This window comes from Solimonas flava DSM 18980 (assembly GCF_000426685.1).
Taxonomy (GTDB): Bacteria; Pseudomonadota; Gammaproteobacteria; order Nevskiales; family Nevskiaceae; genus Solimonas; species Solimonas flava.
On the sequence record NZ_AUFV01000002.1, the window covers coordinates 113,254 to 136,725 of the forward strand.

General features: G+C 68.8%; 17 protein-coding genes. 5 read left to right on the forward strand and 12 right to left on the reverse strand.

The window, feature by feature from the left end:
* Window positions 1-39: 39 nt before the first annotated feature.
* The 3 genes from K343_RS0103235 to K343_RS0103245 are packed head-to-tail and all read right to left on the reverse strand — an operon-like array spanning window position 40 to window position 3,617.
* Complete coding sequence (locus K343_RS0103235; RefSeq protein WP_028006832.1) at window positions 40-1,320, reverse strand: cytochrome P450; 1,281 nt, start codon at window positions 1,318-1,320, stop codon at window positions 40-42.
* A gap of 27 nt (window positions 1,321-1,347) precedes the next feature.
* Window positions 1,348-2,454: an amidohydrolase family protein gene (locus K343_RS0103240; protein ID WP_028006833.1), complete on the reverse strand. Its 1,107-nt coding sequence runs from the start codon at window positions 2,452-2,454 to the stop codon at window positions 1,348-1,350.
* A gap of 53 nt (window positions 2,455-2,507) precedes the next feature.
* A complete protein-coding gene (locus K343_RS0103245) occupies window positions 2,508-3,617 on the reverse strand; it encodes a 3-ketosteroid-9-alpha-monooxygenase, oxygenase component (RefSeq protein ID WP_043112085.1) in 1,110 nt (369 codons plus the stop codon).
* A gap of 316 nt (window positions 3,618-3,933) precedes the next feature.
* Here K343_RS0103245 and K343_RS0103250 point away from each other — a divergent pair, with 316 nt between their 5' ends.
* The gene (locus tag K343_RS0103250) at window positions 3,934-5,139 is read left to right on the forward strand and encodes a flavin-dependent monooxygenase (protein ID WP_051277902.1); all 1,206 of its coding nucleotides are present in this window, start codon (window positions 3,934-3,936) and stop codon (window positions 5,137-5,139) included.
* 12 nt (window positions 5,140-5,151) lie between these two features.
* On the forward strand, window positions 5,152-6,057 hold the full coding sequence (locus tag K343_RS0103255; protein WP_028006836.1) for a VOC family protein: 906 nt from the start codon (window positions 5,152-5,154) through the stop codon (window positions 6,055-6,057).
* On the opposite strand, the gene K343_RS0103260 is transcribed toward K343_RS0103255, so the two are convergent.
* The 3 genes from K343_RS0103260 to mfd form a co-directional block, all read right to left on the reverse strand.
* Complete coding sequence (locus tag K343_RS0103260; RefSeq protein WP_028006837.1) at window positions 6,054-6,623, reverse strand: hypothetical protein; 570 nt, start codon at window positions 6,621-6,623, stop codon at window positions 6,054-6,056. The genes K343_RS0103255 and K343_RS0103260 overlap by 4 nt on opposite strands.
* Before the next feature lie 2 nt (window positions 6,624-6,625).
* Window positions 6,626-7,201: a CsiV family protein gene (locus K343_RS0103265; RefSeq protein WP_028006838.1), complete on the reverse strand. Its 576-nt coding sequence runs from the start codon at window positions 7,199-7,201 to the stop codon at window positions 6,626-6,628.
* A gap of 105 nt (window positions 7,202-7,306) precedes the next feature.
* On the reverse strand, window positions 7,307-10,753 hold the full coding sequence (gene mfd, locus K343_RS0103270; RefSeq protein WP_245585109.1) for a transcription-repair coupling factor: 3,447 nt from the start codon (window positions 10,751-10,753) through the stop codon (window positions 7,307-7,309).
* A 137-nt stretch (window positions 10,754-10,890) separates the two neighbouring features.
* Between mfd and K343_RS20780 the strand changes: the two genes are divergently transcribed.
* Complete coding sequence (locus tag K343_RS20780; protein ID WP_043112086.1) at window positions 10,891-12,273, forward strand: M20/M25/M40 family metallo-hydrolase; 1,383 nt, start codon at window positions 10,891-10,893, stop codon at window positions 12,271-12,273.
* Between the two features lie 180 nt (window positions 12,274-12,453).
* On the opposite strand, the gene K343_RS0103280 is transcribed toward K343_RS20780, so the two are convergent.
* From K343_RS0103280 to clpB, 6 genes are all read right to left on the reverse strand, one after another.
* Window positions 12,454-12,654, reverse strand: a complete 201-nt coding sequence (locus K343_RS0103280; RefSeq protein ID WP_028006840.1) for a hypothetical protein — start codon at window positions 12,652-12,654, stop codon at window positions 12,454-12,456.
* Entirely contained in the window at window positions 12,651-14,492 is a 1,842-nt protein-coding gene (feoB, locus tag K343_RS0103285; RefSeq protein WP_028006841.1) for a ferrous iron transport protein B, read from the reverse strand. The genes K343_RS0103280 and feoB overlap by 4 nt, the downstream gene beginning before the upstream one ends.
* A complete protein-coding gene (locus tag K343_RS24310; protein ID WP_154662429.1) occupies window positions 14,489-14,656 on the reverse strand; it encodes a hypothetical protein in 168 nt (55 codons plus the stop codon). Before K343_RS24310 ends, feoB begins: the two co-directional genes overlap by 4 nt.
* 142 nt (window positions 14,657-14,798) lie before the next feature.
* The gene (locus K343_RS0103290; RefSeq protein WP_028006842.1) at window positions 14,799-15,041 is read right to left on the reverse strand and encodes a FeoA family protein; all 243 of its coding nucleotides are present in this window, start codon (window positions 15,039-15,041) and stop codon (window positions 14,799-14,801) included.
* An 87-nt stretch (window positions 15,042-15,128) separates the two neighbouring features.
* Complete coding sequence (locus K343_RS0103295) at window positions 15,129-17,534, reverse strand: TonB-dependent receptor (protein ID WP_028006843.1); 2,406 nt, start codon at window positions 17,532-17,534, stop codon at window positions 15,129-15,131.
* Between the two features lie 112 nt (window positions 17,535-17,646).
* Entirely contained in the window at window positions 17,647-20,244 is a 2,598-nt protein-coding gene (clpB, locus tag K343_RS0103300) for an ATP-dependent chaperone ClpB (protein ID WP_028006844.1), read from the reverse strand.
* A gap of 252 nt (window positions 20,245-20,496) precedes the next feature.
* Here clpB and K343_RS0103305 point away from each other — a divergent pair, with 252 nt between their 5' ends.
* Window positions 20,497-21,060 (forward strand): HNH endonuclease, encoded by a 564-nt coding sequence (locus K343_RS0103305; protein WP_028006845.1) that lies wholly within the window; start codon window positions 20,497-20,499, stop codon window positions 21,058-21,060.
* Between the two features lie 147 nt (window positions 21,061-21,207).
* Window positions 21,208-23,439: a DUF1631 family protein gene (locus K343_RS0103310; RefSeq protein WP_028006846.1), complete on the forward strand. Its 2,232-nt coding sequence runs from the start codon at window positions 21,208-21,210 to the stop codon at window positions 23,437-23,439.
* Window positions 23,440-23,472 lie beyond the last annotated feature (33 nt).

Genomic DNA, 23,472 nt, shown 5'->3' on the forward strand with positions numbered 1-23,472 from the left:
GGCGCCCGCCTTTTGCGTTGCGGCGCGGGGTCCGGCCGGTCAGGAAGCCTTGCGCAGGGCTTGCAGACCGGTCTGCACGTTCAGGCGGACGATGCGGCGGGCGTTGTGGTGCTGGTAGTCGTACTCGACGTCCCCATCGCCGTTGCTCAGCGTCGCGTTCGGGAAGCGGCGCATGAATTCCTGCAGGGTGATGGCGGCCTGCGTGCGGGCCAGATAGGTGCCGATGCAGAAGTGCGCGCCGGCGCCGAAGATCAGATGCCCGTCGAGATTGCGCGTGATCTGCACTTCGTTCGGCTGCACCCACTTCGCAGGGTCGTGCCAGGCGGCGGTCAGATTGACGCAGATCGCCTGTCCCTTGCGGATCGGCTGCCCGTCGAACTCGATGTCCTCGGCGGCGAAGCGGAAGAACGGCAGCTTGCCGAACGCGCTCCAGCGCAGCATTTCGAGGATGGCGTTCTCCATCAGCTCCGGCTTCTTCTTGAGCAGCTCGTACTGATCGGGATGCCGCAGCAGCGCATAGATCAGGTACGAATAGAGGTCCGTGGCGGTGTCGGAGCCGGCGGTGATCAGGGCCGATATCACGGCGATGATGTCCCAGTCCGACAGCGAATCGTCGCCGTCCTTGGCGCTGATCAGGCTGCCCAGGAAGTCCTCGCCCGGGTGCGGCAGGGCGCGGCGCCGCGCGATCTCCTGCTTGAAGTAGGCGAAGCCTTCGAGACTGTCCTGGATCGCCTGATCGCGCTGCCGGGGCGGCAGATTGATGCGGGTGGCCAGGACGCAGCTGTTCGAGAATTTGTGGAAGATCGCGTCGTCCTTTTCCGGCACGCCGACCATGCGTGCGACGGCGCGGGTCGGCAGCTTCGTCGAAAGGCAGGTGTAGACGTCGAAGGCCTCGGCGCTGCCGATCGCATCGAAGGCCTCGACGATCAGGCTGCGGATCGTGGCGTCGATCTTGTGCATGACCGGCCGGCCGAAGGCGGGTAGCGTCAGCTTGCGCAGGCGCAGGTGTTCGGCGGGCGTGACCATGAACAGCGAGTGGTCGGTCATCAGGTCGAAGTCGTTCTTCTCGGTATCCGGCTTCGGCGCCGGCGCGTGCTCCCAGACGCGATAGTTCGGCGTGAAGCGATTGTCCTTGAGCATCCGCTCGCACAGCGCATGCGAGTTGACGAACCACATCTGCAGATCCTTGTGCCAGGCGATCGGGTGATCGCGCAGCAGCATCTGCCAGACCGGGTCCGGGTTGCGAATGAAGTCGCGCGAGAAGGGATTGAAGATGCGGCCGTCGATTTCGGCGCGGCCGCTCTGGGTCGAGGTATTCATGGGCAGATCTCCGCTGCGCAGACGCGGCTACTGGAGGCTGAAGGCGCGCAGGCCGTTTTCCGAGGTGATCTTGCGGCGGTCGGCGTCGGGGATGCCGGCTTCCTTGAACTGGCGGACCACCTGTTCGCGCGAATTCGGCCAGCAGGTGGCCGGATGCGGAAAGTCCGTCGACCAGTACAGGCAGTCGGCGCCGAAGTACTCGTACGCCGCCTTCAGGCCGGACGGCTCGTACATGAAGGTGGCGCCGCATTGCGCGCGGAAGGTGTCGCTGGGCATGCGCTTCACGCCCGGGAATTCGTAGTGCAGGTTCATGCGCCCGTCGAGCAGGGTTTCGAAGAACCAGGGCAGCCAGCCCAGGCCCGGCTCGACGAACAGCACCTTCATCTTCGGATACTTCTCCAGCGTGCCGGTGAGGATCCACATGCAGATGCTTTCCGCCATCGGCGTCCAGGCCAGACCGGTGAAGATGCCTTTCTGCGGCGTCGGGTCGCGGCGGAACACGTTCCACAGATCGGCCTTGAGATCGAGGTGATTCAGCACCGTGAGCCCGGCTTCCTCGATGGTCTTCCATAGCGGGATGTAGCGGGCGTCGTAGACGTCCGGCAGGCCGTAGTCGGCGGGGAATGGCGTGATCTGCACACAGCGCGCCTTCTTGTCGCGCGCCAGACGCTCGACCTCCCGGACCGCGAAGTCGATGTCGTACAGGGGCAGCTGATAGGCCGTGAGCAGACGCACCGGGTCATACGACGAGAAGTCCGCCATGGCGTTGTTGTAGCCCTGGAAAACTTCCTTCCAGTCTTGGCCCATCAGGCTCGGGTTGACGATCTTGGCGCCGGCCAGTTCGGGGAAGATCACTTCGGCGTAGACGCCGTCGCGATCCATCGCCGCCAGCTTGGCCGCCGGTTCGAAATGGCCGGGATCCTTGGCCGCATCCGGATCGACGAAGTCTTCCAGTTCGAGATTCTTCTGACCGCCGCGCAACACCTTGGCGGCGTATTCCTCGGCCTTGCGGTTGGCTTCGTCCCATAACAACTGCAGGTCCTTGCGCAGGCGGGCTTTCACCCACGCGTCGGTGAAGTGGACGTGCGAGTCGACCGAAACGAGACGGTCCTGGGATTCGGTGGTGCTGTTCATCTGTGTTTCTCCGGTGAAGCGGGGGCGACGCTGAGACGGGAAAGAGAGCCGGGTTACAGGCCGAAGACGTGCTGCAGGGCGGGCGGCGGGTCTGCGAGACCGAGGTCGATCTCGACCGTGCGGCGCTGTGCGAGCCTGGCCGGCACCTGGCGCCGGTCGGTGTAGAACTGCTCGTACCATTCGCGCAGCTGCAGCAGCGGACCATCGCCGGCGCACAGCAGCGGATTGTCGACGCGGATCTTGTTGTGCCAGACCGCGACATCCTCGGTGAAGGCCTGGATGGTCAGCTCGACGTACCGCTCGGCGAGCGCGCGGTTCTGCTCTTCGCTGAGCGCCGGTTGCCTGCGCACCATGACGCCGAAATCGAGTTCGAAATGCTGCTGGTCGATCGGCACATGCGTGACCAGCAGGATCGATTCGACCGGCAGGCCCTCGGCTTCGCCGCGCATGCCGCAGATCAGCACGGCCGGCCCGAAGTAAGTGGCGACGGTGGTCAGGTGATTGCGCGTGCCGCCGAGGCGCTCGTTGATGCCGACCATCACCTGCGTGGCCTTGCCGCCTTCGAAGATGTTGGCGAAGTACTTGACGTCCGACGAGCCGTGCACGGGACCGAAATGGCCGAGGTCGGCGAGGTTGTCGACCAGCTCGCGGCAGTTGTTGTCGATCACCCAGCGCGACATCGCCCAGTCCGACCAGTCGGCGGCGCCGACCTGCGGCAGCTGCGGAATGTCGGCTTCCGGCGGCGGCGGTTCTTGCTCCGGGTCGTTCCAGACGAACAGCAGTCGGTTGACTTCCCGGGTCGGCCAGCTGCGCACGCGCGCTTTCGGCGGAATGGTCTTGCTGTACGGAATGTGCGTGCAGGCGCCGTCGCCGGCGTAGCCCCAGCCGTGGAAGCGGCAGACCACGGTATCGCCTTCGATGCGACCGATCGACAGATCGGCGCCCATGTGCGGGCACCAGGCGTTGAGCGCGCGCAGTTCGCCGTCGTCGCCGGCGAACACGACCAGACGCGTGCCGAAGGCGCTGACGCCGTGCGGCTTGCCGTCGCGGAATTCGCTGGCGCGTCCGAGGCAGTGCCAGCCGCGCGCGTAGCGCTCCGGCATGGGCTTGGTTTCGATGGTGTGGAGCGGCGCTGAACTCGCCGTGTGGATTGCAGTGGCCATGTGTTCGACTCCGGGTGATGCGTGCAGCGCAATGTCGTGTCACGGCTTGAGGTCGAGCTTCATCTGTTCGCAGGAGAAGCGGCGTTTTGGGGCCTGTTTGAGCCTGACCTGGATCAATGAAACGCACGGCAGGCTCGTGATAGCGCGCGCGAGATGTCGACGCACACGCAAAAAACCTCGACGCCAAGCGCGCTTAGCTGCGATGCGGCGCGATCACGTGCATGGCGGTGCGAATGACGGCTAGTCAGTTCGGGTGAATTGGCGTCTTCGCCCTGCGGCGATAAGTAGGCCGCCCGCCGACCGGAGACTCACCGTGATGAACCAAGCCGCAAGCCGTTTCGAGGAACCCATCGAACACATCAGCGCCGCCGAACTCGTGCAGCGCGCCCGCGATCTCTTGCCCGAGCTCGACGCCTGCGCGCGCCAGACCGCGCAGCAGCGTCGCGTTCCCGAAGAGATCGTGCGCAAGATGCAGGCGGCCGGCCTGTTCCGCGTGCTGCAGGCGCGCCGCTACGGCGGCTACGAGATGGATCCCGAAGTGTTCTACGACGTGCAGATGACGCTGGCGCAGGCGTGCATGTCGACGGCCTGGATCTACGGTGTGATCGCTGTGCACAACTGGCAGATGGCGCTGTTCGACGATCGCGCCAGCCAGGACGTGTGGCGTGACGACCGCTCGGTGCTGATCTCGTCGAGCTACATGCCCAAGGGCGAGGTGCAGCGCGTGCCCGGCGGCTTTCGCTTCAGCGGCCGCTGGGGCTATTCCAGCGGTGTCGATCACTGCCAGTGGGCGCTGCTCGGCGGGCTGGTGCCGTCGGCCACGGGCGGGGCGCCGGAGTACCGCGCCTTCCTCGTGCCGCGCGGCGATTTCGAGGTGCTCGACACCTGGGACACCATGGGCCTGCGCGGCACCGGCAGCCACGACGTGGTGGTGCACGATGCCTTCGTGCCGGAGTACCGCACGCACAAGTCCGCGGACGGCTTCGCCGGCACCAGCCCGGGCCTGGCCGTCAATGACGCGCCGCTGTTCCGGCTGCCGTTCGGGCAGATCTTCGTGCGCGCCGTGTCGAGCTCGTCGATCGGCGCGCTCGAAGGCGCGCTGCAGAGCTTTCGCGAATTCGCCCGGACGCGCGTCGGCGACATGGGCACGCGCACCGCGGAGCAGGCCGTGGTGCAGACCGCCGTCGCCGAGACGGCGGTCGCGATCGACGAAATGAAACTGGTCCTGCGCCGCAACTTCGCCGAGATGCAGGCACGCATCCGCCGTCAGCAAGCGCTCGACATCGAGACGCGGCTGCACTACCGCTGCCAGGCGGCGATGGTGTCCGAGCGCTGCGCGCAGCTGGTCTATCGCTTGTTCATGGCGTCCGGCGCCCGCGGCCTGTTCAACGACAGCCCGCTGGTGCGGCACTTCCTCGACATTCATGCCGGGCGCTCGCATTACGCCAACAACCCCGACACCTTCGAACGCAACTACGGCGGCGTGCTGCTGGGGCGCGAGAACACCGACTTCTTCATCTGAAAGCCGAAGCCCATGATCAGGATCGAACAACTGGCCTACGTGGTGGCCGCGAGCACCGACATCGAAAGCTGGCGGCGCTTCGCCGAGGATGTGGTCGGCCTGTGTGCGCGCGACGCGCCCGACGGCGGCCTGTATCTGAAGCTCGACGAGCGACGCTATCGCCTGCTGATCGTCCGTGGCGAGCGGAACCACTACGTCGCGAGTGGCTGGCAGCTCGCCGACGAGGCCGCCTTCACCGCCGCCGCGCGCGTCCTGGAGGAAAAGGGCGTGCCGTTCGCGTACGGCGCTGCGCAGCTGTGCGCGCAGCGCGGCGTGCAGGCGCTGCTGCTGCTGCAGGATCCGGCGGGCAATTGCCACGAACTGTTCTGGGGGCATGCCGCGGATTTCGGGCGCTTCGTCTCGCCGGCCGGCGTTCCGGCGTTCGTGACCGGCAGCCTCGGCGTCGGCCACACGGTGCTGCCGGCGCCGAACTTCGATGCCTGCTGGACCTTCTACCGCGACGTGCTCGGCTTCGGTCTGGCCGACTTCTATCGCCATCGCTACACGCAGGACCCGCAGGAACCGCTCAAGCGCATCTACTTCACGCACTGCGCCAACGCGCGCCATCACAGCCTGGCGCTATACGAGGGCGAGGTGCCGAGCGGCTGCGTGCATCTGATGCTCGAACTGACGAGCATGGATGAAGTGGGGCGCGCCTACGACCGCATGCTCAGGCACGGCGCCAGGCTGATGGCGACGCTCGGTCGCCACGTCAACGATCAGGTGATTTCGTTTTATGTCGCGACGCCGTCGGACTTCGCGCTGGAGATCGGCTACGGCGGCGCGCTGATCGACTGGGAGCGGCACAGCGTGTTCGAGGCCGAGGCCGTCAGCCAGTGGGGGCACGACTTCTCGGTCGGCTTCGGAGCGTCGGCCTAGCGGTAGCTGCCGTAGACGTCGGTGAGCAGCGCGCTGAACGCGCCGTGGCTCGCGGTTGGCGCCCAGACCTCGATGCGGGCCTGTGCGCCGCTCAGTGCCGTGGTCCACAGTTCGCCGTCCGGCGCGTCCGTATACGGACCCTGGCGCAGCTTGCCGTCGACCGAGCACAGCCACAGCGCGCTGCCCTTCGGCAGATGCACGTCGTGCAGGCGCACGGCGAGCGAGCGCGCCCGTTCCGAGCCAAGCTGCAGCGTCAGCACCGACCAGCCGCCGGCGGCTTCGCTCCAGACGCCGATGTCCTGCAGCGGGCGATTGACGGTATGGATCTGCGAGATGTCGACCGAGGGCGCGTTCTTGTCGGCCGGCACGCGCTTGGGCGCGTCGGTGCGCGGCAGGCGCAGCACCGGCGGCTGCAGTTTCAGCGAAGCGTCGCAGGCCGGCGCCGGTGCGGGCGGCGGCGGCGCCTCGGCTTCGGCGGTTTCGCTGCCCTGCCAGGACTGGCAGCCGGCGAGCAGCAGGGCCGGCAGCAGTGCCGCCAGCGTCGGCAGGGTGCGCACGCGCGTCATCGTCAGTTGCCCTCGGCCTTGGTCACGCGCGCGAGGACGCCGAGCCGCGCGCTGTCGAGATGGTGCAGCTCGTCGCGCCGCATGCGGCGGCGCGTGTCGAGTGTCCAGCTGCTGCTGCCGCTCGTGTACTGCAGATCGGCGTCGAGCGTCAGGTAGCGGTTGACGATCAGCAGCATCACGCGGCCGTCGAGCGGGGCGAGATCGCCGGTGCCGGGCTCGCCCCAGCGCACGCGGATCGCCGGGCCGTTGGCTTCCGGCGGGTCCTTCTGCGTCCAGGCCAGCCGCACCAGCGGCTGGAAGCGCTTCGAATTGCGCAGCCGCTGCCATTCGTCCTGCAGTGCGAAGGCGCTGTCCGGCAGCAGCGTGATGCCGGACGCCTGCAGCGCCGCCGGATTGTCCGGCAGCGTCGCGCCGGCGAGGTTCGGCAACTGCGGCGGCCGCCCGGCCTCGGTCGGCGCGTAGCGGTCGAGAAAGACGATGAGGTCCATGCGATAGGTCTCGGCATGGACCGGCAGTGCGACCAGCAGTCCGAACAGCAGGGCCGTGAAGGAATGTCGGCGGCGGAACGTGGCAGCCATCGGGTCTTGGTTCAGGTTGGAATAGCGATCTGCGTGCGGCCGGGCCGCGCGCGGATCGGTGCAGTGTAAGCCATGCCGGCGGCGCTGCGGACGGGAGCCGACGCTTCAGCCGCGCAGCGTCGCCAGCAGCTGGCGCGCGGCCGGGATGCGGGTTTCGGCGGCCTCGAAATTGCCGTAGCCGTGCAGGCGCTTCTGGCCTTCGAGCTTGTAGACCTTGGGCTGGGTCTGGATCAGCTTGATCAGGCGGATCGGTTCCAGCTGCGGCTGCTCGCCGAAGTCCAGCGTGATCGAGCGCGCGCCGGCGCGGACGCGGGCGATCCCCAGCGCCTGCGCGGTGATGCGCAGGTCGGCCGCGTCGAACAGGCGCTCGGCCGGCGTCGGCAGCAGGCCGAAGCGGTCGATCATCTCGACTTTCAGCTCGCGCAGCGCCGTGTCGTCGGCGGCTTCGGCGATGCGCTTGTACAGCGTCAGACGCGCGTGCACGTCGGGGATGTAGTCGTCCGGAATCAGGCTGGCGACGCCGAGGTCGATCTCGCAGACGGCGCTGCCGAACGGCGCGTCGTCGAGCTTGCCGGCCTTGATCGCGCGGACCGCGCGTTCGAGCAGCTCGGCGTACATCGTGAAGCCGACTTCCTCGATCTGCCCGGACTGGTCTTCGCCGAGCAGTTCGCCGGCGCCGCGGATCTCGAGATCGTGCGTGGCCAGCGCGAAGCCGGAGCCGAGGTCGCCGAGCGTCTCGATCGCCTCCAGGCGCTTCTCGGCGTCCGGATGGAGCGCGCGCCGCGAGGGCACGAGGAAGTAGGCGTAGCCGCGGTGATGCGAGCGGCCGACGCGGCCGCGCAGCTGGTGCAGCTGCGCGAGGCCGAGCGCGTCGGCGCGGTCGATGAGGATGGTGTTGGCGCTCGGCACGTCAATGCCGGATTCGATGATCGTCGTGCAGACCAGGATGTTGAAGCGCTGGTGGTAGAAATCGAGCATCACCTGTTCGAGTTCGCGCTCGCGCATCTGGCCGTGCGCGTAGCGCACGCGGCCTTCGGGCACCAGCTCCTGGATCTTGCGCGCGAAGTTCTCGATGTCCTTGACTTCGTTGTGCAGGAAGTAGATCTGGCCGCCGCGCTTGAGCTCGCGCAGGCAGGCCTCGTAGACCAGCGGGTTGCTCCACTCCGAAACGAAGGTCTTGATCGCGACGCGCGACGGCGGCGGCGTGGCGATGATCGACAGATCGCGCAGGCCGGCGAGGCTCATGTTCAGCGTGCGCGGGATCGGTGTCGCGGTGAGCGTCAGCAGGTCCACTTCGGCGCGCAGGTTCTTGAGCTTTTCCTTGTGGCGGACGCCGAAGCGGTGTTCCTCGTCGACGATCACCAGGCCCAGGTCCTTGAACGTGATGTCGTCCTGCAGCAGGCGATGCGTGCCGATGACGACGTCGAGCTTGCCGTCGGCGAGTTCCTTCAGCGTCTGGTTCTGCTCCTTGGTCGAGCGCAGGCGCGAGAGGCTGGCGACGCGGATCGGGAAGCCGGCGAAGCGGTCGGCGAAGTTCTTGGCGTGCTGCTCGACCAGCAGCGTGGTCGGCGCCAGCATGCAGACCTGGCGGCCGCCGCGCGCGGCGACGAAGGCGGCGCGCAGCGCGACTTCGGTCTTGCCGAAGCCGACATCGCCGCAGACCACGCGGTCCATGGTCTTGGCCGAGCGCATGTCGGCGAGCACGGCGTCGATCGCCTTCTGCTGGTCCGGCGTCGGCGCGAACGGAAAGCCCTCGCAGAAACGTGCGTAGTCGGCCTCGTCGAATTCGAGTTCAAGGCCGGGCTTGGCGGCGCGCCGGGCCTGGATCTGCAGCAGTTCGGCGGCGACGTCGTGCGCCTTCTCGCGGGCCCGCGCCTGCGCCTTGGCCCAGCGGTCGGAGCCGAGGCCGTGCAAGGGCGCATGCTCCGGCTCGGTGCCGCTGTAGCGGTGGATCAGGTTCAGCGAGGTGACCGGCACGTAGAGCTTGTCGCCGCCGGCGTATTCGAGCACCAGGTACTCGGTCTCGATGCCGCCGGCGTCGAGCTTCTGCAGGCCGACGTAGCGGCCGACGCCGTGCTGCACGTGCACGACCGGCGAGCCCAGCGACAGCTCGGAGAGATCGCGCAGCACGGTTTCCGGATCGCGCACGCGGTGCCGGGTGCGGCGCCGCGTCTCGCCGGCCGGCGCGTGCAGGCCGAAGATCTGCGCCTCGGAGATCACCGTCAGGCGGTCGGCGTCGAGGCGGAAGCCCTCCTGCAGCGGCCCGAGCGTGATGCCGTAGCGCTTGCCGTCGGCGAGGAAATCCTGCCAGCCGCGATGTTCGCGTGGCTGGATGCCGAGCGGCTTGAGAAAGCCGAGCACCGCCTCGCGGCGCCCCGGCGATTCGGCGACGAACAGCACCTTCTCGTCGGCGTCGAGTCCCGCGAGCTGGGCGCGCACCGCCTCGGCGCCGCTGCGCGGCTCGCCGACCGAAAAGCCCAGGCGCGGCTCCAGCGTGCCGCCGACGGTCGCGCGCGGGTGGCGGCCGAGCGCCTTCATCACCGTGGCGGGCGCCGCGAACAGATCGTCGGGCTGCATCAGCGGCCGTTCGAGATCGCCGCTGTAGCGCTCGAAACGCTCGCGGATCTGCTTCCAGTCCTCGTCGAGCGCCGGCTCGATCGCGTCGAGCGCGACGACGATGGCGTCGTCCGGCAGGTAATCGCTCAGCAGCGCGGTGCCGTCGGCGAAGAACAGCGGCTGCCACGATTCGATGCCGCCCGGCAGCAGGCCCTTGCTGACCTCGGCGTAGATGCGCGAGCGCGAGGGATCACCCGGGAAATATTCGCGGTAGCGGCGGCGGAAGGTCTCGATGCCTTCCTTGTCGGTCGGGAATTCGCGCGCCGGCAGCAGGCGGATCGCGTCGACCTTGTCCTCGCTGCGCTGCGTTTCCGGATCGAAGGTGCGGATCGTTTCAATCTCGTCGTCGAACAGATCGATGCGATAGGCCTCGGCGGCGCCCATCGGGAACAGGTCGAGCAGCGCGCCGCGCACGGCGAACTCGCCCTGCGCCTGCACCTCCGACACCGACTGGTAGCCGGCGGCGACGAGCTGGGCGCGGAAGGCCTGCGGATCGAGACGGTCGCCGACCTTGATGTCGAACGCGCGTCCGGCCAGCCAGCCGCGCGGCGGCAGCCGGCGCATCAGCTCGTCGGCCGTCGTCAGCAGCACGCCGCGGCGCATCTGCGGCAGGCGGTGCAGGGCGGCGAGACGTTGCGAGAGGATTTCCTGATGCGGCGAGAACTGTTCGTACGGCAGCACCTCGCTGTCCGGCAGATGCACCAGCGGCAGGTCGCCGAGGAAGAAGCGCAGTTCGTCCTCGAGGCGATAGGCCTGCTGCTCGCTGGCGGCGAGGGCGACGACGAGACGCGGCTGCAGGCGCGCCAGCTGGGCCACGGCGAGCGCGCCGACCGGGCCGCGCAGGCCGGTCCACGAAACGGCGCCGGCCTCGGGCGGGGGCGGCCGGAGGGCCGAAAGAGCGGGCGCGGGAGAGGTGCCGGAATTCATCGGATCCATGGAAAAACCACCCACGACGCTTCGGCGGCGCGGGGATATAGTGACGGGCGCCGCGCAGCGCGCGGCATATCCATTATCTCACGTGCATCCGCCGGCGCCGGGACTTCGTCCACGGCGCGGCGCAGGAGTTTTCGAGCATGAAGCTGCTACGCGCGCTGGCGCTGCCGGCGCTGTGGGTCTTGTCGCTGCCGTCGTTCGCCGCCGATGCGGTCGTGACGCGGCTGCAAGACAAGATCGCGCAGGACCCTTATCCGGAATACCTGGCGAGCACGCTCGTCAACGAGGTCGGTCCGCGCTTTGCCGGCTCGGACGGCTATGAACACGCCGTGGTCTGGGCGCTGCAGAAGCTCGACGCCGCCGGCCTCAAGAACGTGCACGCCGAGCCGGTGATCCTGCCGCGCTGGGTGCGCGGCGCCACCAGCGTCGAGCTGGTGACCTCCGGCGTCGACAGCCTGCCGCTGAACGCGGTCGCGCTCGGCGGCAGCGTCGGCACCGACAACTACGGCATCGAGGCCGACGTCGTGCGTGTCGAGTCGCTCGAACAGCTCCAGCAGCTGACGGTCGCGCAGGTGCGCGGGCGCGTCGTCTTCATCGACTACCGCATGCCGCGCACGCGCGACGGCTCCGGTTACGGGCAGGGCTATCCGGTGCGCGCCTTCGGGCCGGCCGAGGCCGGGCGCCGCGGCGCCGCGGCGATCCTGATCCGCTCGCTCAGCACCGCCGGCGACGATGCGCCGCATACCGGTGCGACGCAGTACGGCGACGCGCCGAAGATTCCGGCGCTGGCGCTGTCGCCGCAGGCGGCCGACCGCCTGTCGGCAGTGGTGCGCGCCGGTGGCGCGACCGTGCGTATCAAGCTGTTCACGCGCGAACTCGGCGCCGTCTACAGCTCGCAGGTCGTCGCCGAGGTCCCGGGCAAGACCGACGAGGTCGTGCTGCTCGGCGCGCATCTCGATTCCTGGGACATCACGCCGGGTGCCGACGACGACGCGGCCGGCGTGGCGATCGTCACCGGTGCGGCGCGGGCGATCATGAAGTACGGCAAGAAGCCGCTGCGCACGATCCGCATCGTGCTGTACGCCAACGAGGAGTTCGGCGTTTCCGGCGGTCGCGCCTATGCCGAGGCGCACGCTGCCGAGCTGGATCGGCATGTGCTGGCGATGGAATCGGACGTCGGTTCGGCGCCGGTCTGGCGCGTCGGCAGCAAGCTGCCGGAGCAGGCCGAGCCGTTCCGCAGCGCGCTGCTCGCCGCGCTCGCGCCGCTCGGCGTGGCGGACGGTCCGCGCGACGACGGCGGCGGCACCGACATCGGGCCGCTGGTGCGCGCCGGCGTGCCGGCGCTGGCGCCGCTGCAGGACACCTCGCGCTACTTCGACGTCCATCACGCGGCGACCGACACGCTCGATCATCTCGATCGCGCCGGCCTGCGCCAGAACGTCGCCGTTTATGCGACGGCGGCGTGGATGGCGGCGAACTGGCCGGGGCCGCTCGGTCGTCTGCCGGCGGGCGAGGGGCACTGAAAAACCCGTCACCGCGAGGCCGCGCTGCGGCGGCGGCGATCCAGAGACGCCAGTTGCGTCGTGCGCCGCGGGATGGCTTCGTCGCCTACGGCGCCTGGCCATGACGAGGCATGCGCTTTTCAGAGGTTCCCCAGTTCGCCGCGAACCGTTTCGCGCGGCGCTGCGCTGCCGGTGGCCGCCTCAGCGGTGGAAGCGGATCGGCTGCTCGGCCTTCTTCGGCGTCGACGCGTCGCAGCAGCTGCCGCCGCTGCAGCCGTCGCAGCCCGGCCCCTTGGCGCCGCCGCGGCGCAGCTTCGGCACGAAGCGCGACGCTAGGTTCCAGGCGGCGTAGCCGACGACGCTGCCGACGACCAGGATCTCGAAGACGTGGTAGGCGTTCATGACAGGGCGCTCGCGATCTGGAACGTGACGAACGAGGCGGCGTACGCGAGCGCGAACAGGTAGCCGGTGGCGATCGCGACCATCTTCCACGAGTTGGTCTCGCGGCGGATGACCGCCAGCGTCGACAGGCACTGCGGCGCGAACACGTACCAGGCGAGCAGCGACAGCGCCGTCGCCAGCGGCCACTGCTGGGCGATCAGCGGGCCGAGCTGGGTGGCGACGGTGTCGTCCGAGCCGGACATCGCGTAGACGGTGCCGAGCGCGGAGACGGCGACTTCGCGCGCCGCCAGACCGGGGATCAGCGCGATGCAGATCTGCCAGTTGAAGCCGATCGGCGCGAACAGCGGCTGCATGAAATGGCCGATCTTGCCGGCCAGGCTGTAGTCGATCGCCGGCAGCGTCGCGTCCGGCGGCGGCGCCGGGAAGCTGGCCAGCACCCACAGCAGCACGACCAGCGTCAGGATGATGCCGCCGACGCGCTTCAGGAAGATCACCGCGCGTTCCTTGAGGCCGATCGCGATGTCGCGCACGTGCGGCAGGCGGTACGAGGGCAGCTCCATCAGCAGCGCGTGCTCGCTCTTGTCGCCGCGGAAGCGCTTGATGACCGTCGCCACGATCAGCGCCGAGGCGACGCCGGCGAAGTACAGCGTGAACAGCACGATGCCCTGCAGGTTGAACACGCCGGCGACGCTGCGTTCGGGAATGAACGCGGCGATCAGCAGCGTGTAGACCGGCAGGCGCGCCGAGCAGGTCATCAGCGGCGCGACGAGGATGGTCGTCAGGCGGTCGCGCGGATCCTGGATGCTGCGCGTCGCCATGATGCCGGGAATCGCGCAGGCGAAGCTCGACAGCAGCGGAATGAACGCGCGGCCGGTGAGACCGGCCTTGAACATCATGCGGTCGAGCAGGAACGCGGCGCGCGGCAGATAGCCGGACTCCTCGAGGATGAGGATGAACAGAAACAGGAACAGGATCTGCGGCAGGAACACCAGCACGCTGCCGACGCCGGCGAACACGCCGTCGACCAGCAGGCTCTTGAGCACGCCGTCGGGCAGCTGCGTGGTGCTCCACTCGCCGAGCGTGGCGACGCCGAGCTCGATGCCGTCCTGCAGCGGCGCGGCCCACGAGAACACCGCCTGGAAGATCATGAACATCATCACCGCCAGGATCGTCAGACCCCAGACCGGGTGCAGCGCGACGCGGTCGAGCGCATCGTCGATGCGGCCGGTGCGGGTCGGCATCGTCACCGTCGCGGCGAGCAGCGTGCGCACCGCGGCGTGCAGATCGGCGCCTTGCGGCAGCGCCGCCGGCGGCGCCGGCAGGGCCTGACGGTCGAGCGCCTCGACCAGCCGAGCAGTGCCGCCGCGGTGCACGGCGACGGTCTCGATGACCGGAACGCCGAGGCGTCGTTCGAGTTCACCGATGTCGATGCGGATGCCGCGTCGGGCCGCGGCGTCCATCATGTTCAGCGCCAGCACCATCGGCCGGCCGAGGCGCTGCACTTCGAGTACGAAGCGCAGATGCAGGCGCAGATTGGTGGCGTCGGCGACGCAGACGATCAGGTCCGGCGCCGCTTCGCCCGGATAGCGGCCGTAGCAGACGTCGCGCGTGATCGCCTCGTCGGGGCTGGTCGCGTCGAAGCTGTAGGCGCCCGGCAGATCGAGCAGTTGCAGCACGCGGCCGGACGGCGCCAGCACGCGGCCTTCCTTGCGCTCGACGGTGGCGCCGGCGTAGTTGGCGACCTTCTGGCGGCTGCCGGTCAGCTGATTGAACAGCGCCGTCTTGCCGCAGTTCGGATTGCCGACCAGGGCGACGCGCAGCATCGCGGTGGCGCTCATGCCGCCTCCTGCACGGCGCTGCTGCGCGCCGCTTCGGCGCGGCGCAGCGCGAAGCGCCCGGTATGTATGGCCGCCGATCGGGGGTTCCGAAGGCACGGGCCCCGGTCCAGGCTGCAGGCTTTGCCCCAGATGCGCAGCGCGTGCGGAAAGCCTGGCTGGTTCATGCTGCCTCCCGCACGACGCGCGGCGCGGCGCGAAGCGCCCGGTATGTATGGCCGCCGATCGGGGGGTCCGAAGGACGTGGGCCCCGGTCCGGGCTGCAGGCTTTGCCCCAGGTGCGCAGCGCGTGCGGAAAGCCTGGCTGGTTCATGCTGCCTCCCGCACGACGCGGATGCGCGCCGCTTCGGCGCGGCGCAGCGCGAAGCGCGTATAGCCAATCTGCACGAGCAGCGGATCGTGCTGCACCGGGCCGTGCGCGACGATGCGCACCGGCTCGCCGTCGACGAAACCGAGGTCGCGCAGGCGGCGCGCGATCGGATCGGCGGGGCCGGCGTCTTCGACCGCGGCGACCGTGGCGGCAACGTTCTGCGGAAGCTCGGAAAGGCGCATCGCGACGAAACCCGGAATCAGGCGTAGATAAGAATCGTTATCATATCACGCCGGCATCGGTCCGGCGCGATGGGTCTGGCGGCCCGCTCACAAGTCGACGATCAGATTGGCCGACAGCACGCGACCGCGGTCGGCGCGCGCCGCCGCGTAGTTGCCGGGGGCCAAGGGCTCGTCCAGAACCTGATCGACCCACTTCTCCTGCGTGAGATTGCGGGCCGCGAGACTCAGCGTCCAGGCGCCATCCTGCGCGCCGAGCACGACGCGCGCATTGATCTCGGTCGTGGCGGCTTGCAGCTTGACCGGGGCAAGGTCGACATCGACGTAGCGCTGGCCGCGGTAGAGCACGTCGAGCGCGACCGTCATCAGCGTGCCGCCGGGGCCCAGCGTGGTGAACGAGGGGATCGCCGCCGCCGTCCACTTCGGCGCGTTCGACAGCGTCCTGCCGCTCAGATCCTGGGTGGTCTGGCTCGACGTTGCCGGCGCCGGCGCGTCCGGGTAGTGCGTATAGATGGCATCGGCGTAGCCGGCCGAGCCGTAGAAGGCGACGCCGGGCAGCGGCGTCAGCCAGTGCAGCTCGACCTCGCCGCCGCGCGAGCGGGCGCTGGCGGCATTGAGGAACACCGGCGCGGCGGCGCCGCTGCCGCTGCTGAAGGTCGAGACCTGCAGGTTGTCGAAGTCGGTGTTGAACAGGGCGGCGCTGATGCGCATCGAACCCTGCAGCAGCCGCGCCTTGGTGCCGAGTTCGACGCTGGTCGCGCGTTCCGGTTCGAATTCGAGATTCCTGTCGTTGAGCGGCAGGGCGTTGAAGCCGCCGCTCTTGTAGCCGCGCGTCCAGCTCAGGTAGACGTTGGTGTCGGGCTGCGGTTGCCACTTGAGGCCGGCCTTGGGCGAGAACTCGTTCTCGCTGCGGTTGCGTCGGCTGTCGTGGTCCTGCTGGTCCGCGACCAGCGGAATCAGCGCGCCTTCGGCGGTGCTCGTGAAGTGGCCGTCCTTGTGCTCGCGGCCGATGCGGCCGCCGAGGATCACCGCCCAGTGGTCGATGACGAAATACTCCATCTGCCCGAACAGTGCCGCCGTGCTGGTGCGCTGGTCCAGCGTCACGGTCGCCGCCTGGCGCGCGCCGATCAGCGGACGCAGCGCCGGTTCGAGCAGATCGGCGAGGCGGCCGACCGGAATCGCCAGCCGCGTCAGCGGCACGCCGCCGAGTCGCAGCAGCGCGTTGCCGTTCGGATTGCCGGCCTGCGCCGCCGTCAGGTAGGCGAGGGCGGCGCCGAGGTCTTCGAGCTGGAACAGGTCGTTGGCGTCGAAGGTGGCGTCGTAGTAGTAGGCGCCGAGCACGAAGTCGATGCCGTTGCCGAAGCCGGCGATGCTGTCGTCGTGACCGGCGAGGCGGATCTCCTGGCTGTACTGGTTGAACGGCGCCGGCGCGCTGAGCGTGTCGCGGATCACCGGCACCGGCGAGAAATCGCCGTCGATGTCGCGCGCTTTCAGGACCTCGCGACCCCAGGCGCTGACCGAACTCAGCGTCAGGCTGCTGATGTCCCAGAGGCCGTCGAGCCGGTAGTCGACGCTCAGGTTGGCGCCGGCGAACTCGGTGTCGCCGCGCGAGGGTACGTTCGCCGAATTGTGGAAGTCGAGCCGGTCCTCGAAGTCGGGGTCGTAGTGCTGCATCAGCACGCGCATCGGCGCAGACACGTGCGTCAGCTGGAAATTGTTGGCGTTGAGGCTCTGCTCGGAATAGAAGCCGCCGGCGTCGATGCGCAGCGGACCGCCGTCGTAACGCAGGCGCAGGCGCAGGGTGTCCTGGTCGACGTTGACCTCGGGGCGGTCGAGATCGGTGTTCGTCAGCGCACCGTCGTCGCGCTGGAAGTTGCCGACCAGACGCGCCGACCAGCCGTCGCCGAGCGCGACGTTGAGCATCGGCCGCACGGCGTGGCTGCCGCCGTCGTCGGCGAACAGCTCGCCGCCGATGCCGAAGCGGTCGGCCGGCGCGCGCGTGACGAGATTGAAGACGCCGGCGGTGCTGTTCTTGCCGAACAGCGTGCCCTGCGGGCCGCGCAGCACTTCCATGCGCTGCACGTCGCTGAAGAACACCGACAGGAAGTTCGAGCGGCCGTAGAACACGCCGTCGACCACGGTGCCGACCGAAGGCTCGAAGCCGGCGTTGGTCGACAGCGTGCCGAAACCGCGGATGAAGAAGTCGCCGCCGGTCGGCGAGATCGACAGGGTGACGTTGCCGACGTAGCTCTGCAGGTCCTGGAAGCTGGTCGCGCCGCTTTGCTGGATCAGCTCGCCGTCGATCGTGCCGACCGAGGCCGGCACCTGTTCGACCGACTGCGCGAACTTCTGCGCGGTGACGATGATTTCCGGCAGCGTTTCCGGCAGTGCGCCGTCATCGGCATGCGCGGTGGTGGCGCCCAGCGCGGCCGCACCGCCGGCGAGCAGCAGCCCCAGACCGACGACGCCCCGGGTCCGGCGATGCAAACCGGCCATGGATTTCCCCTTCTTCGTTGTTCTTGTCGGCCGATTTTACCGCTCGGCTGCGCGCCGCTCCTGGGCGGCGATGCCGCAGCGGGCTGGCGCGAGGGCCAGCCCGCTGCTGCGTTCAGCGCTTGTCGAACTGCAGCTGGCCGTCACGCACGTCGACGCGCACGGTGTCGCCGCTGGCGAAATGGCCGTCGAGGATCAGGCGCGCGAGCGGGTTTTCGACCAGGCTCTGGATCGCGCGCTTCAGCGGACGCGCGCCGTAGATCGGATCGAAGCCGGCTTCGGCCAGCTTGTCGAGCGCTGCATCGCTGAAGTCCAGCGCGATGCCGCGTTCGGTCAGGCGCCGCATCACGCTCTGCGTCTGGATGCGCGCGATCGAACGGATCTGCGTCGAGCCGAGCGGGTGGAACACCACGGCCTCGTCGATGCGGTTGATGAACTCGGGCCGGAAGTGCTGGCCGACCACACCCATCACCGCTTCCTTGATCGCGGCGTAGTCCGACGGCGTTCCCGCGTCCTTGCTCATCATCTCCTGGATCAGCGAGCTGCCGAGGTTGGAGGTCATGACGATGACGGTGTTGCGGAAGTCGACCGTGCGGCCCTGGCCGTCGGTCAGGCGGCCGTCGTCGAGCACCTGCAGCAGGATGTTGAACACCTCCGGATGCGCTTTCTCGACCTCGTCCATCAGCACGACCGAGTACGGCCGGCGGCGCACGGCTTCGGTCAGGTAGCCGCCTTCGTCATAGCCGACATAGCCCGGCGGCGCGCCGATCAGGCGGCTCACGGAGTGGCGCTCCATGAACTCGCTCATGTCGATGCGCACCATCGCTTCCTCGGTATCGAACAGGAACGAGGCCAGTGCCTTGCACAGCTCGGTCTTGCCGACGCCGGTCGGGCCGAGGAACAAGAACGAGCCGATCGGCCGGTTCGGGTCCGACAGGCCGGCGCGCGAACGGCGGATCGCGTTGGACACGGCGGAGATCGCCTCGTCCTGCGAAATCACGCGCTGGTGCAGCGCCTCTTCCATGCGCAGCAGCTTCTCGCGCTCGCCTTCGAGCAGCTTGGAAACCGGGATGCCGGTCCAGCGCGCGACGACTTCGGCGATCTCGTCCTCGCCGACGCTGGTGCGCAGCAGTTCGAACTTCTGCGGCGTGGCGCTGCTGGTCGGATTCTGCGCGAGCTTCTTCTCCAGTTCGGGGATCTTGCCGTACTGCAGCTCGGCCATGCGCGCGAGGTCGCCGGCGCGGCGCGCCGCGTCGAGCTCGACGCGCACGCGGTCGAGTTCTTCCTTGAGGCCGGCGCTGCCGGTCACCGACGCCTTCTCGGCCTTCCACTTTTCCTCGAGATCGGCATATTCCTTCTCGAGCTTGGCGATTTCGTCTTCCAGCGCGGCGAGCGACTTTCTGGCGCCTTCGTCCTCTTCCTTCTTCAGCGCTTCGCGCTCGATCTTGAGCTGGATCAGGCGCCGGTGCAGGCGGTCGAGCGCCTCGGGCTTGGAGTCGATCTCGATCGAGATGCGCGACGCCGCCTCGTCGACGAGGTCGATCGCCTTGTCGGGCAGGTTGCGGTCGGTGATGTAGCGGTGGCTCAGCTTGGCCGCCGCGATCAGCGCGCCGTCGGTGATGTCGACGCCGTGGTGGACTTCGTAGCGCTCCTTCAGGCCGCGCAGGATGGCGATCGTGTCCTCGACGCTCGGTTCGCCGACCAGCACCTTCTGGAAGCGGCGCTCCAGCGCCGCGTCCTTCTCGATGTACTTGCGGTATTCGTCGAGCGTGGTCGCGCCGACGCAGTGCAGCTCGCCGCGCGCCAGCGCCGGCTTGAGCATGTTGCCGGCGTCCATCGCGCCTTCGGCCTTGCCGGCGCCGACCAGCGTGTGGATCTCGTCGATGAACAGGATCACCTTGCCTTCCTGCTTGGCGAGATCGGTCAGCACCGCTTTCAGGCGCTCCTCGAATTCGCCGCGGAACTTGGCGCCGGCGATCAGCGAGCCGAGATCGAGCGACAGCACGCGCTTGCCCTTCAGCGACTCGGGCACTTCGCCGTCGACGATGCGCTGCGCGAGGCCCTCGACGATCGCGGTCTTGCCGACGCCCGGCTCGCCGATCAGCGCCGGGTTGTTCTTGGTGCGGCGGCTCAGCACCTGGATCACGCGGCGGATTTCCTCGTCGCGGCCGATCACCGGGTCGAGCTTGCCGCTCTGCGCGCGGGCGGTGAGGTCGATCGTGTACTTCTCGAGTGACTGGCGGTTGTCCTCAGCGTTTGCTGAATCGACCTTGGCGCCGCCGCGTACGGCTTCGATCGCCTTGTCGAGCAGCTCCTTGCGTGCGCCGGCGGCGCGCAGCGCTTCGCCGACCGCGCCCTTGTCCTCGCTCGCGGCAAGCACGAACAGCTCGGTCGAGATGAACTGGTCCTTGCGTTGCTGCGCGAGCTTGTCGGTGAGGTTCAGCAGCTTGGCGAGATCGGGCGAGACGTTGACCTCGCCGGTGGCTTCGCCGAGGCGCGGCACGCGGTCGATCGCCTGCGCCAGCTTGCTGCGCAGCAGGTCGACGTTGACGCCGGCGTTCTGCAGCAGCGGCAGCGTCGAGCCGCCGTCCTGATCGAGCAGCGCGCTCATCAGGTGCGGCGGCTCGATCGCCGGGTTGTCGCGGCCGACGGCGAGCGACTGGGCGTCAGCCAGCGCCTGCTGGAAGCGGCTCGTCAGTTTTTCCATGCGCATCGGTGGGTGTCCTTGGCCAATGTGGTACGTGAGTTGCGTTGCTTTCCAAGTGCGGTCGGCGTCCCCCGTTTCAAGCGCGCCGGCAACGGCCGCGGCCGAGGTGCCGCCGTCTGCAAGGCTAGCTCAGGAATCCAGGCTAAGTCCCTGACCAAAAAGGCTTGCGCGAAGCCGCTTCGGCGATATATGGTCCCGATGTTGTCATCTTCCCGCGGTTCAATGGCGTCGATGCGCCAAGACTCGCATACGGACCCGATGGAAAACATTCCGGCCATCCTCAAGGTGGATTCCGGTGGCCAACCGGTTTCCTGGATACATTGGCATACGGCCGTCACCCTCTATGCCCGCGACCGCGTGCGCTGGGAGGCGGGGGCCGAGCGCTTCCTGATCCGGGGCGGGGTCAGCGCGCTGACGGGCCTGCGCTCGCAGGTCGAGATCGGCTCGATCATTGCCGTCGCCGACCGTTCCAAGTGCCATGCGCGTGGTGTGCCGCTGCTGACCAACCGCACGCTGTTCCAGCGCGACCACAATCTCTGTCTGTATTGCGGCCGGCAGTTTCCGGCGCACCTGCTGACGCGCGACCACGTGGTGCCGGCCTCGCGCGGTGGCGCTTCGGCCTGGGAGAACTGCGTGACGGCCTGCCGGCAATGCAACCAGCGCAAGGACGACCGCACGCCCGAGGAGGCCAGCATGCGCCTGCTCGCGGTGCCGTACACCCCGAACCTCGCCGAGTATCTGATCCTGTCGAACCGGCGGATCCTGGCCGACCAGATGGAGTTCCTGCTGGCCCATGCCGGCAGACGGCGTGAACGGCATTAGCCGGCCGATGCGCGGCGGGCCTGGCGTCAAAAAACAGGCGCTGGAACCCTGCGCGCCGGGATGCCCCACGCTACACTGTGACGCAGTTCGCAGCGCGGCAATTTTGCCGGCGCTGCCCGAGCCGACCCTCGTATCCGATCCAGCCTGATGAGCGCCACGAGTTTCGCCAATGCGCGTTCGCCGGACGCGGCCGCTGCCGCCACACCCGGCAACCCGATCGTTTCGGCCCTGCACGACATGGCCGTCTCGGTGCTCGGCGAGCAGCTGCAGGCGATGTTCGAGAAGGCCGACGACATCCTCTTCGACTCGGCCGAGAAGGCGCGTTCCAGCGACGAGCAGCGCCTGTACCTGGACACCATGCGCATCGTGCGCGTGCAGCGCGCGCAGATCATCAAGGCTTTCCGGCAGTCGTTGCAGGATGCGCTGTCGCGCATCGGCGTCGAAGCCGAAGATCTGAAGGCGGGCGCCGATCTCGACGACATGTCGCAGTGGTCGCTGCAGGACGGCGATCAGCTCGAAGAGCGCATCGCCGTCTCCAACATGGAGAGCAAAGCCACCTCGCTGCATGCGCACGAGCTGGTCGAACTGCAGCGGCGCATGGCGCGGCTTGCCGACATGACCGGCGGCGCGCTCGCCTCCGATGCGATGTCGCCGGCCCGGATCATCCGCGCCTTCCAGAGCTCGGTGCAGAACCTGCAGGTCGATTTTCCGATCAAGCTGGTCATCTACAAGCTGTTCGACCGCGTCGTCGTCGGCCGCCTGTCCGAAGTGTTCATGCACGCCAATCAGTTGCTGGCGGGGCACGGGGTCGAGCCCAAGGAAGGCGCGACGCCCGATCTGCGCCGCGTGCGTCCGGGGCCGCCGCCGCTCGGCCCGGGCGCCGCCCCGGCGTTTGGCGGGAGCATGGCCGAGGCCGGCGCCGCGCCGCCGGGCTGGGCTTCGGGCGTCGACGCCCAGCGCTTCTCGCAGTTCATGGGCGTGTCCACGCCGGGCATGCCCGCCTATGGCGGCGGTGCTTTCGGGGCGCCGTCCCCCGGCGCCGTGCCGCCGGCCCTGCCGGGCGCGATGGCAGCCGGCTATCCGGCGAGCTGGCCGGCCTATGGTCCGGCCGCCTACGCCGGCGCCGGCGGCGCCGCGCAAAGCTACAGCGACGCCTGGCTGGCGCATGACATCAGCCATATCCTGCAAAGCTACGCGAGCGGCCAGCAGCCGCAGACGCCGGCCTGGCTGCCGCCGCAGAACATCGGTCTGGTGGCGCGCATGTTCGACGGCTACTACAACGATCCGCGCCTGCCGGAGGCGATGAAGCCGCTGCTCGCGCGACTGCAGCTGCCGGTGATGAAGGCGGCGCTCGCCGATCCGCAGTTCTTTTCCAGTCCGACGCACCCGGCGCGGCGTGCCACCAACGATCTCTACGAGCTGGCGCTGCAGGTCGGCGCCGGCGGTGCCGCGGTGCCCGAGCAGATCGTCGGCGAACTGCAGGGGCTGGTCGACGAGATCGCGCGCAGCTTCCAGCTCGATCCGGCGCGGCTACGCAGCCAGCCGTCGCGCGCCGTCGACGAGCCGACCGCCGACCGCTTCCTGCGCCAGCAGGACGAAACCCAGCAGAGCCGCAACCGCCAGCAGATCGAGCGCGTGCGCCGCATCGTCGCGCACGAGCTGAAGATGCGCGTCGGCGAGCGCGTGCTGCCGACCGGCGCGATGCGTCTGATGCTGTCCGGCTTCGCGCCGCGTCTGTGCGTCGACTACATCCGCGACGGCGTCGAAGGCGCCGCCTGGGTGACGACGATGGATCTCGTCGATCGCGTCCTCCACAGCCTGCGGCCGGACGCCCGGCCGCCGGAAGCGCGCGTCGAGGAAGAAGCCGAGCTGGTCGCGGCCGTGACCCATCGCCTCGCCGATGTCGGCTTCGCCAAGGAAAAGCTCGAAGAACTGATCGCCGGCCTGATGCAGGCCTACCTCGATCGCAATGTGGAAGGCGCCCTGGCCGAGCTCGAAGCCGGCAGCGCCGAGTTCGCGGTCGAGGAGGCGGGCGCGGGTCTGACGCCGGAGCAGGAGCTGCAGGGCCTGCTGTCGATCGTGCTGGTGCCGGGCGGCTGGTTCACGCTGCTGGACGCGGCCGCGCAGACCAAGCACTGGGTGCGCGTGCGCGCCTATTACCCGACGCAGCAGAGCGTGCTGCTCGGGCACTACATGGAAGAGCGCTTCCTGAACCTGCGCAGCAGCGTGTTCGCCTCGGAGCTGGCGGCAGGGCGCATCGCCGCCATCGATCCGGCGCCGGAGCTGCAGGCCGCGATCGCCCGCATTGCGGTGCTGCCGTTCGAGCGCGAGCCGCTGCTGGCGCTGAGCTGGGTCCAGTCGACGACCTCCGTCGTCTGAGCGAATCTCCCGCGTCCCCGCCGTCCTGCGCCG

Bases quoted from the DNA above. Each gene is read 5' to 3' on its own strand.
- K343_RS0103310 (WP_028006846.1), top strand. From the start codon at position 21,208: ATGAGCGCCACGAGTTTCGCCAATGCGCGTTCGCCGGACGCGGCCGCT.
- K343_RS0103245 (WP_043112085.1), bottom strand. From the start codon at position 3,617: ATGGCCACTGCAATCCACACGGCGAGTTCAGCGCCGCTCCACACCATC.
- clpB (WP_028006844.1), bottom strand. From the start codon at position 20,244: ATGCGCATGGAAAAACTGACGAGCCGCTTCCAGCAGGCGCTGGCTGAC.
- K343_RS0103235 (WP_028006832.1), bottom strand. From the start codon at position 1,320: ATGAATACCTCGACCCAGAGCGGCCGCGCCGAAATCGACGGCCGCATC.
- K343_RS0103265 (WP_028006838.1), bottom strand. From the start codon at position 7,201: ATGGCTGCCACGTTCCGCCGCCGACATTCCTTCACGGCCCTGCTGTTC.
- mfd (WP_245585109.1), bottom strand. From the start codon at position 10,753: ATGGATCCGATGAATTCCGGCACCTCTCCCGCGCCCGCTCTTTCGGCC.
- K343_RS24310 (WP_154662429.1), bottom strand. From the start codon at position 14,656: ATGAACCAGCCAGGCTTTCCGCACGCGCTGCGCATCTGGGGCAAAGCC.
- K343_RS0103295 (WP_028006843.1), bottom strand. From the start codon at position 17,534: ATGGCCGGTTTGCATCGCCGGACCCGGGGCGTCGTCGGTCTGGGGCTG.
- feoB (WP_028006841.1), bottom strand. From the start codon at position 14,492: ATGAGCGCCACCGCGATGCTGCGCGTCGCCCTGGTCGGCAATCCGAAC.
- K343_RS0103240 (WP_028006833.1), bottom strand. From the start codon at position 2,454: ATGAACAGCACCACCGAATCCCAGGACCGTCTCGTTTCGGTCGACTCG.
- K343_RS0103290 (WP_028006842.1), bottom strand. From the start codon at position 15,041: ATGCGCCTTTCCGAGCTTCCGCAGAACGTTGCCGCCACGGTCGCCGCG.
- K343_RS0103260 (WP_028006837.1), bottom strand. From the start codon at position 6,623: ATGACGCGCGTGCGCACCCTGCCGACGCTGGCGGCACTGCTGCCGGCC.
- K343_RS20780 (WP_043112086.1), top strand. From the start codon at position 10,891: ATGAAGCTGCTACGCGCGCTGGCGCTGCCGGCGCTGTGGGTCTTGTCG.
- K343_RS0103255 (WP_028006836.1), top strand. From the start codon at position 5,152: ATGATCAGGATCGAACAACTGGCCTACGTGGTGGCCGCGAGCACCGAC.
- K343_RS0103305 (WP_028006845.1), top strand. From the start codon at position 20,497: ATGGAAAACATTCCGGCCATCCTCAAGGTGGATTCCGGTGGCCAACCG.
- K343_RS0103250 (WP_051277902.1), top strand. From the start codon at position 3,934: ATGAACCAAGCCGCAAGCCGTTTCGAGGAACCCATCGAACACATCAGC.
- K343_RS0103280 (WP_028006840.1), bottom strand. From the start codon at position 12,654: ATGAACGCCTACCACGTCTTCGAGATCCTGGTCGTCGGCAGCGTCGTC.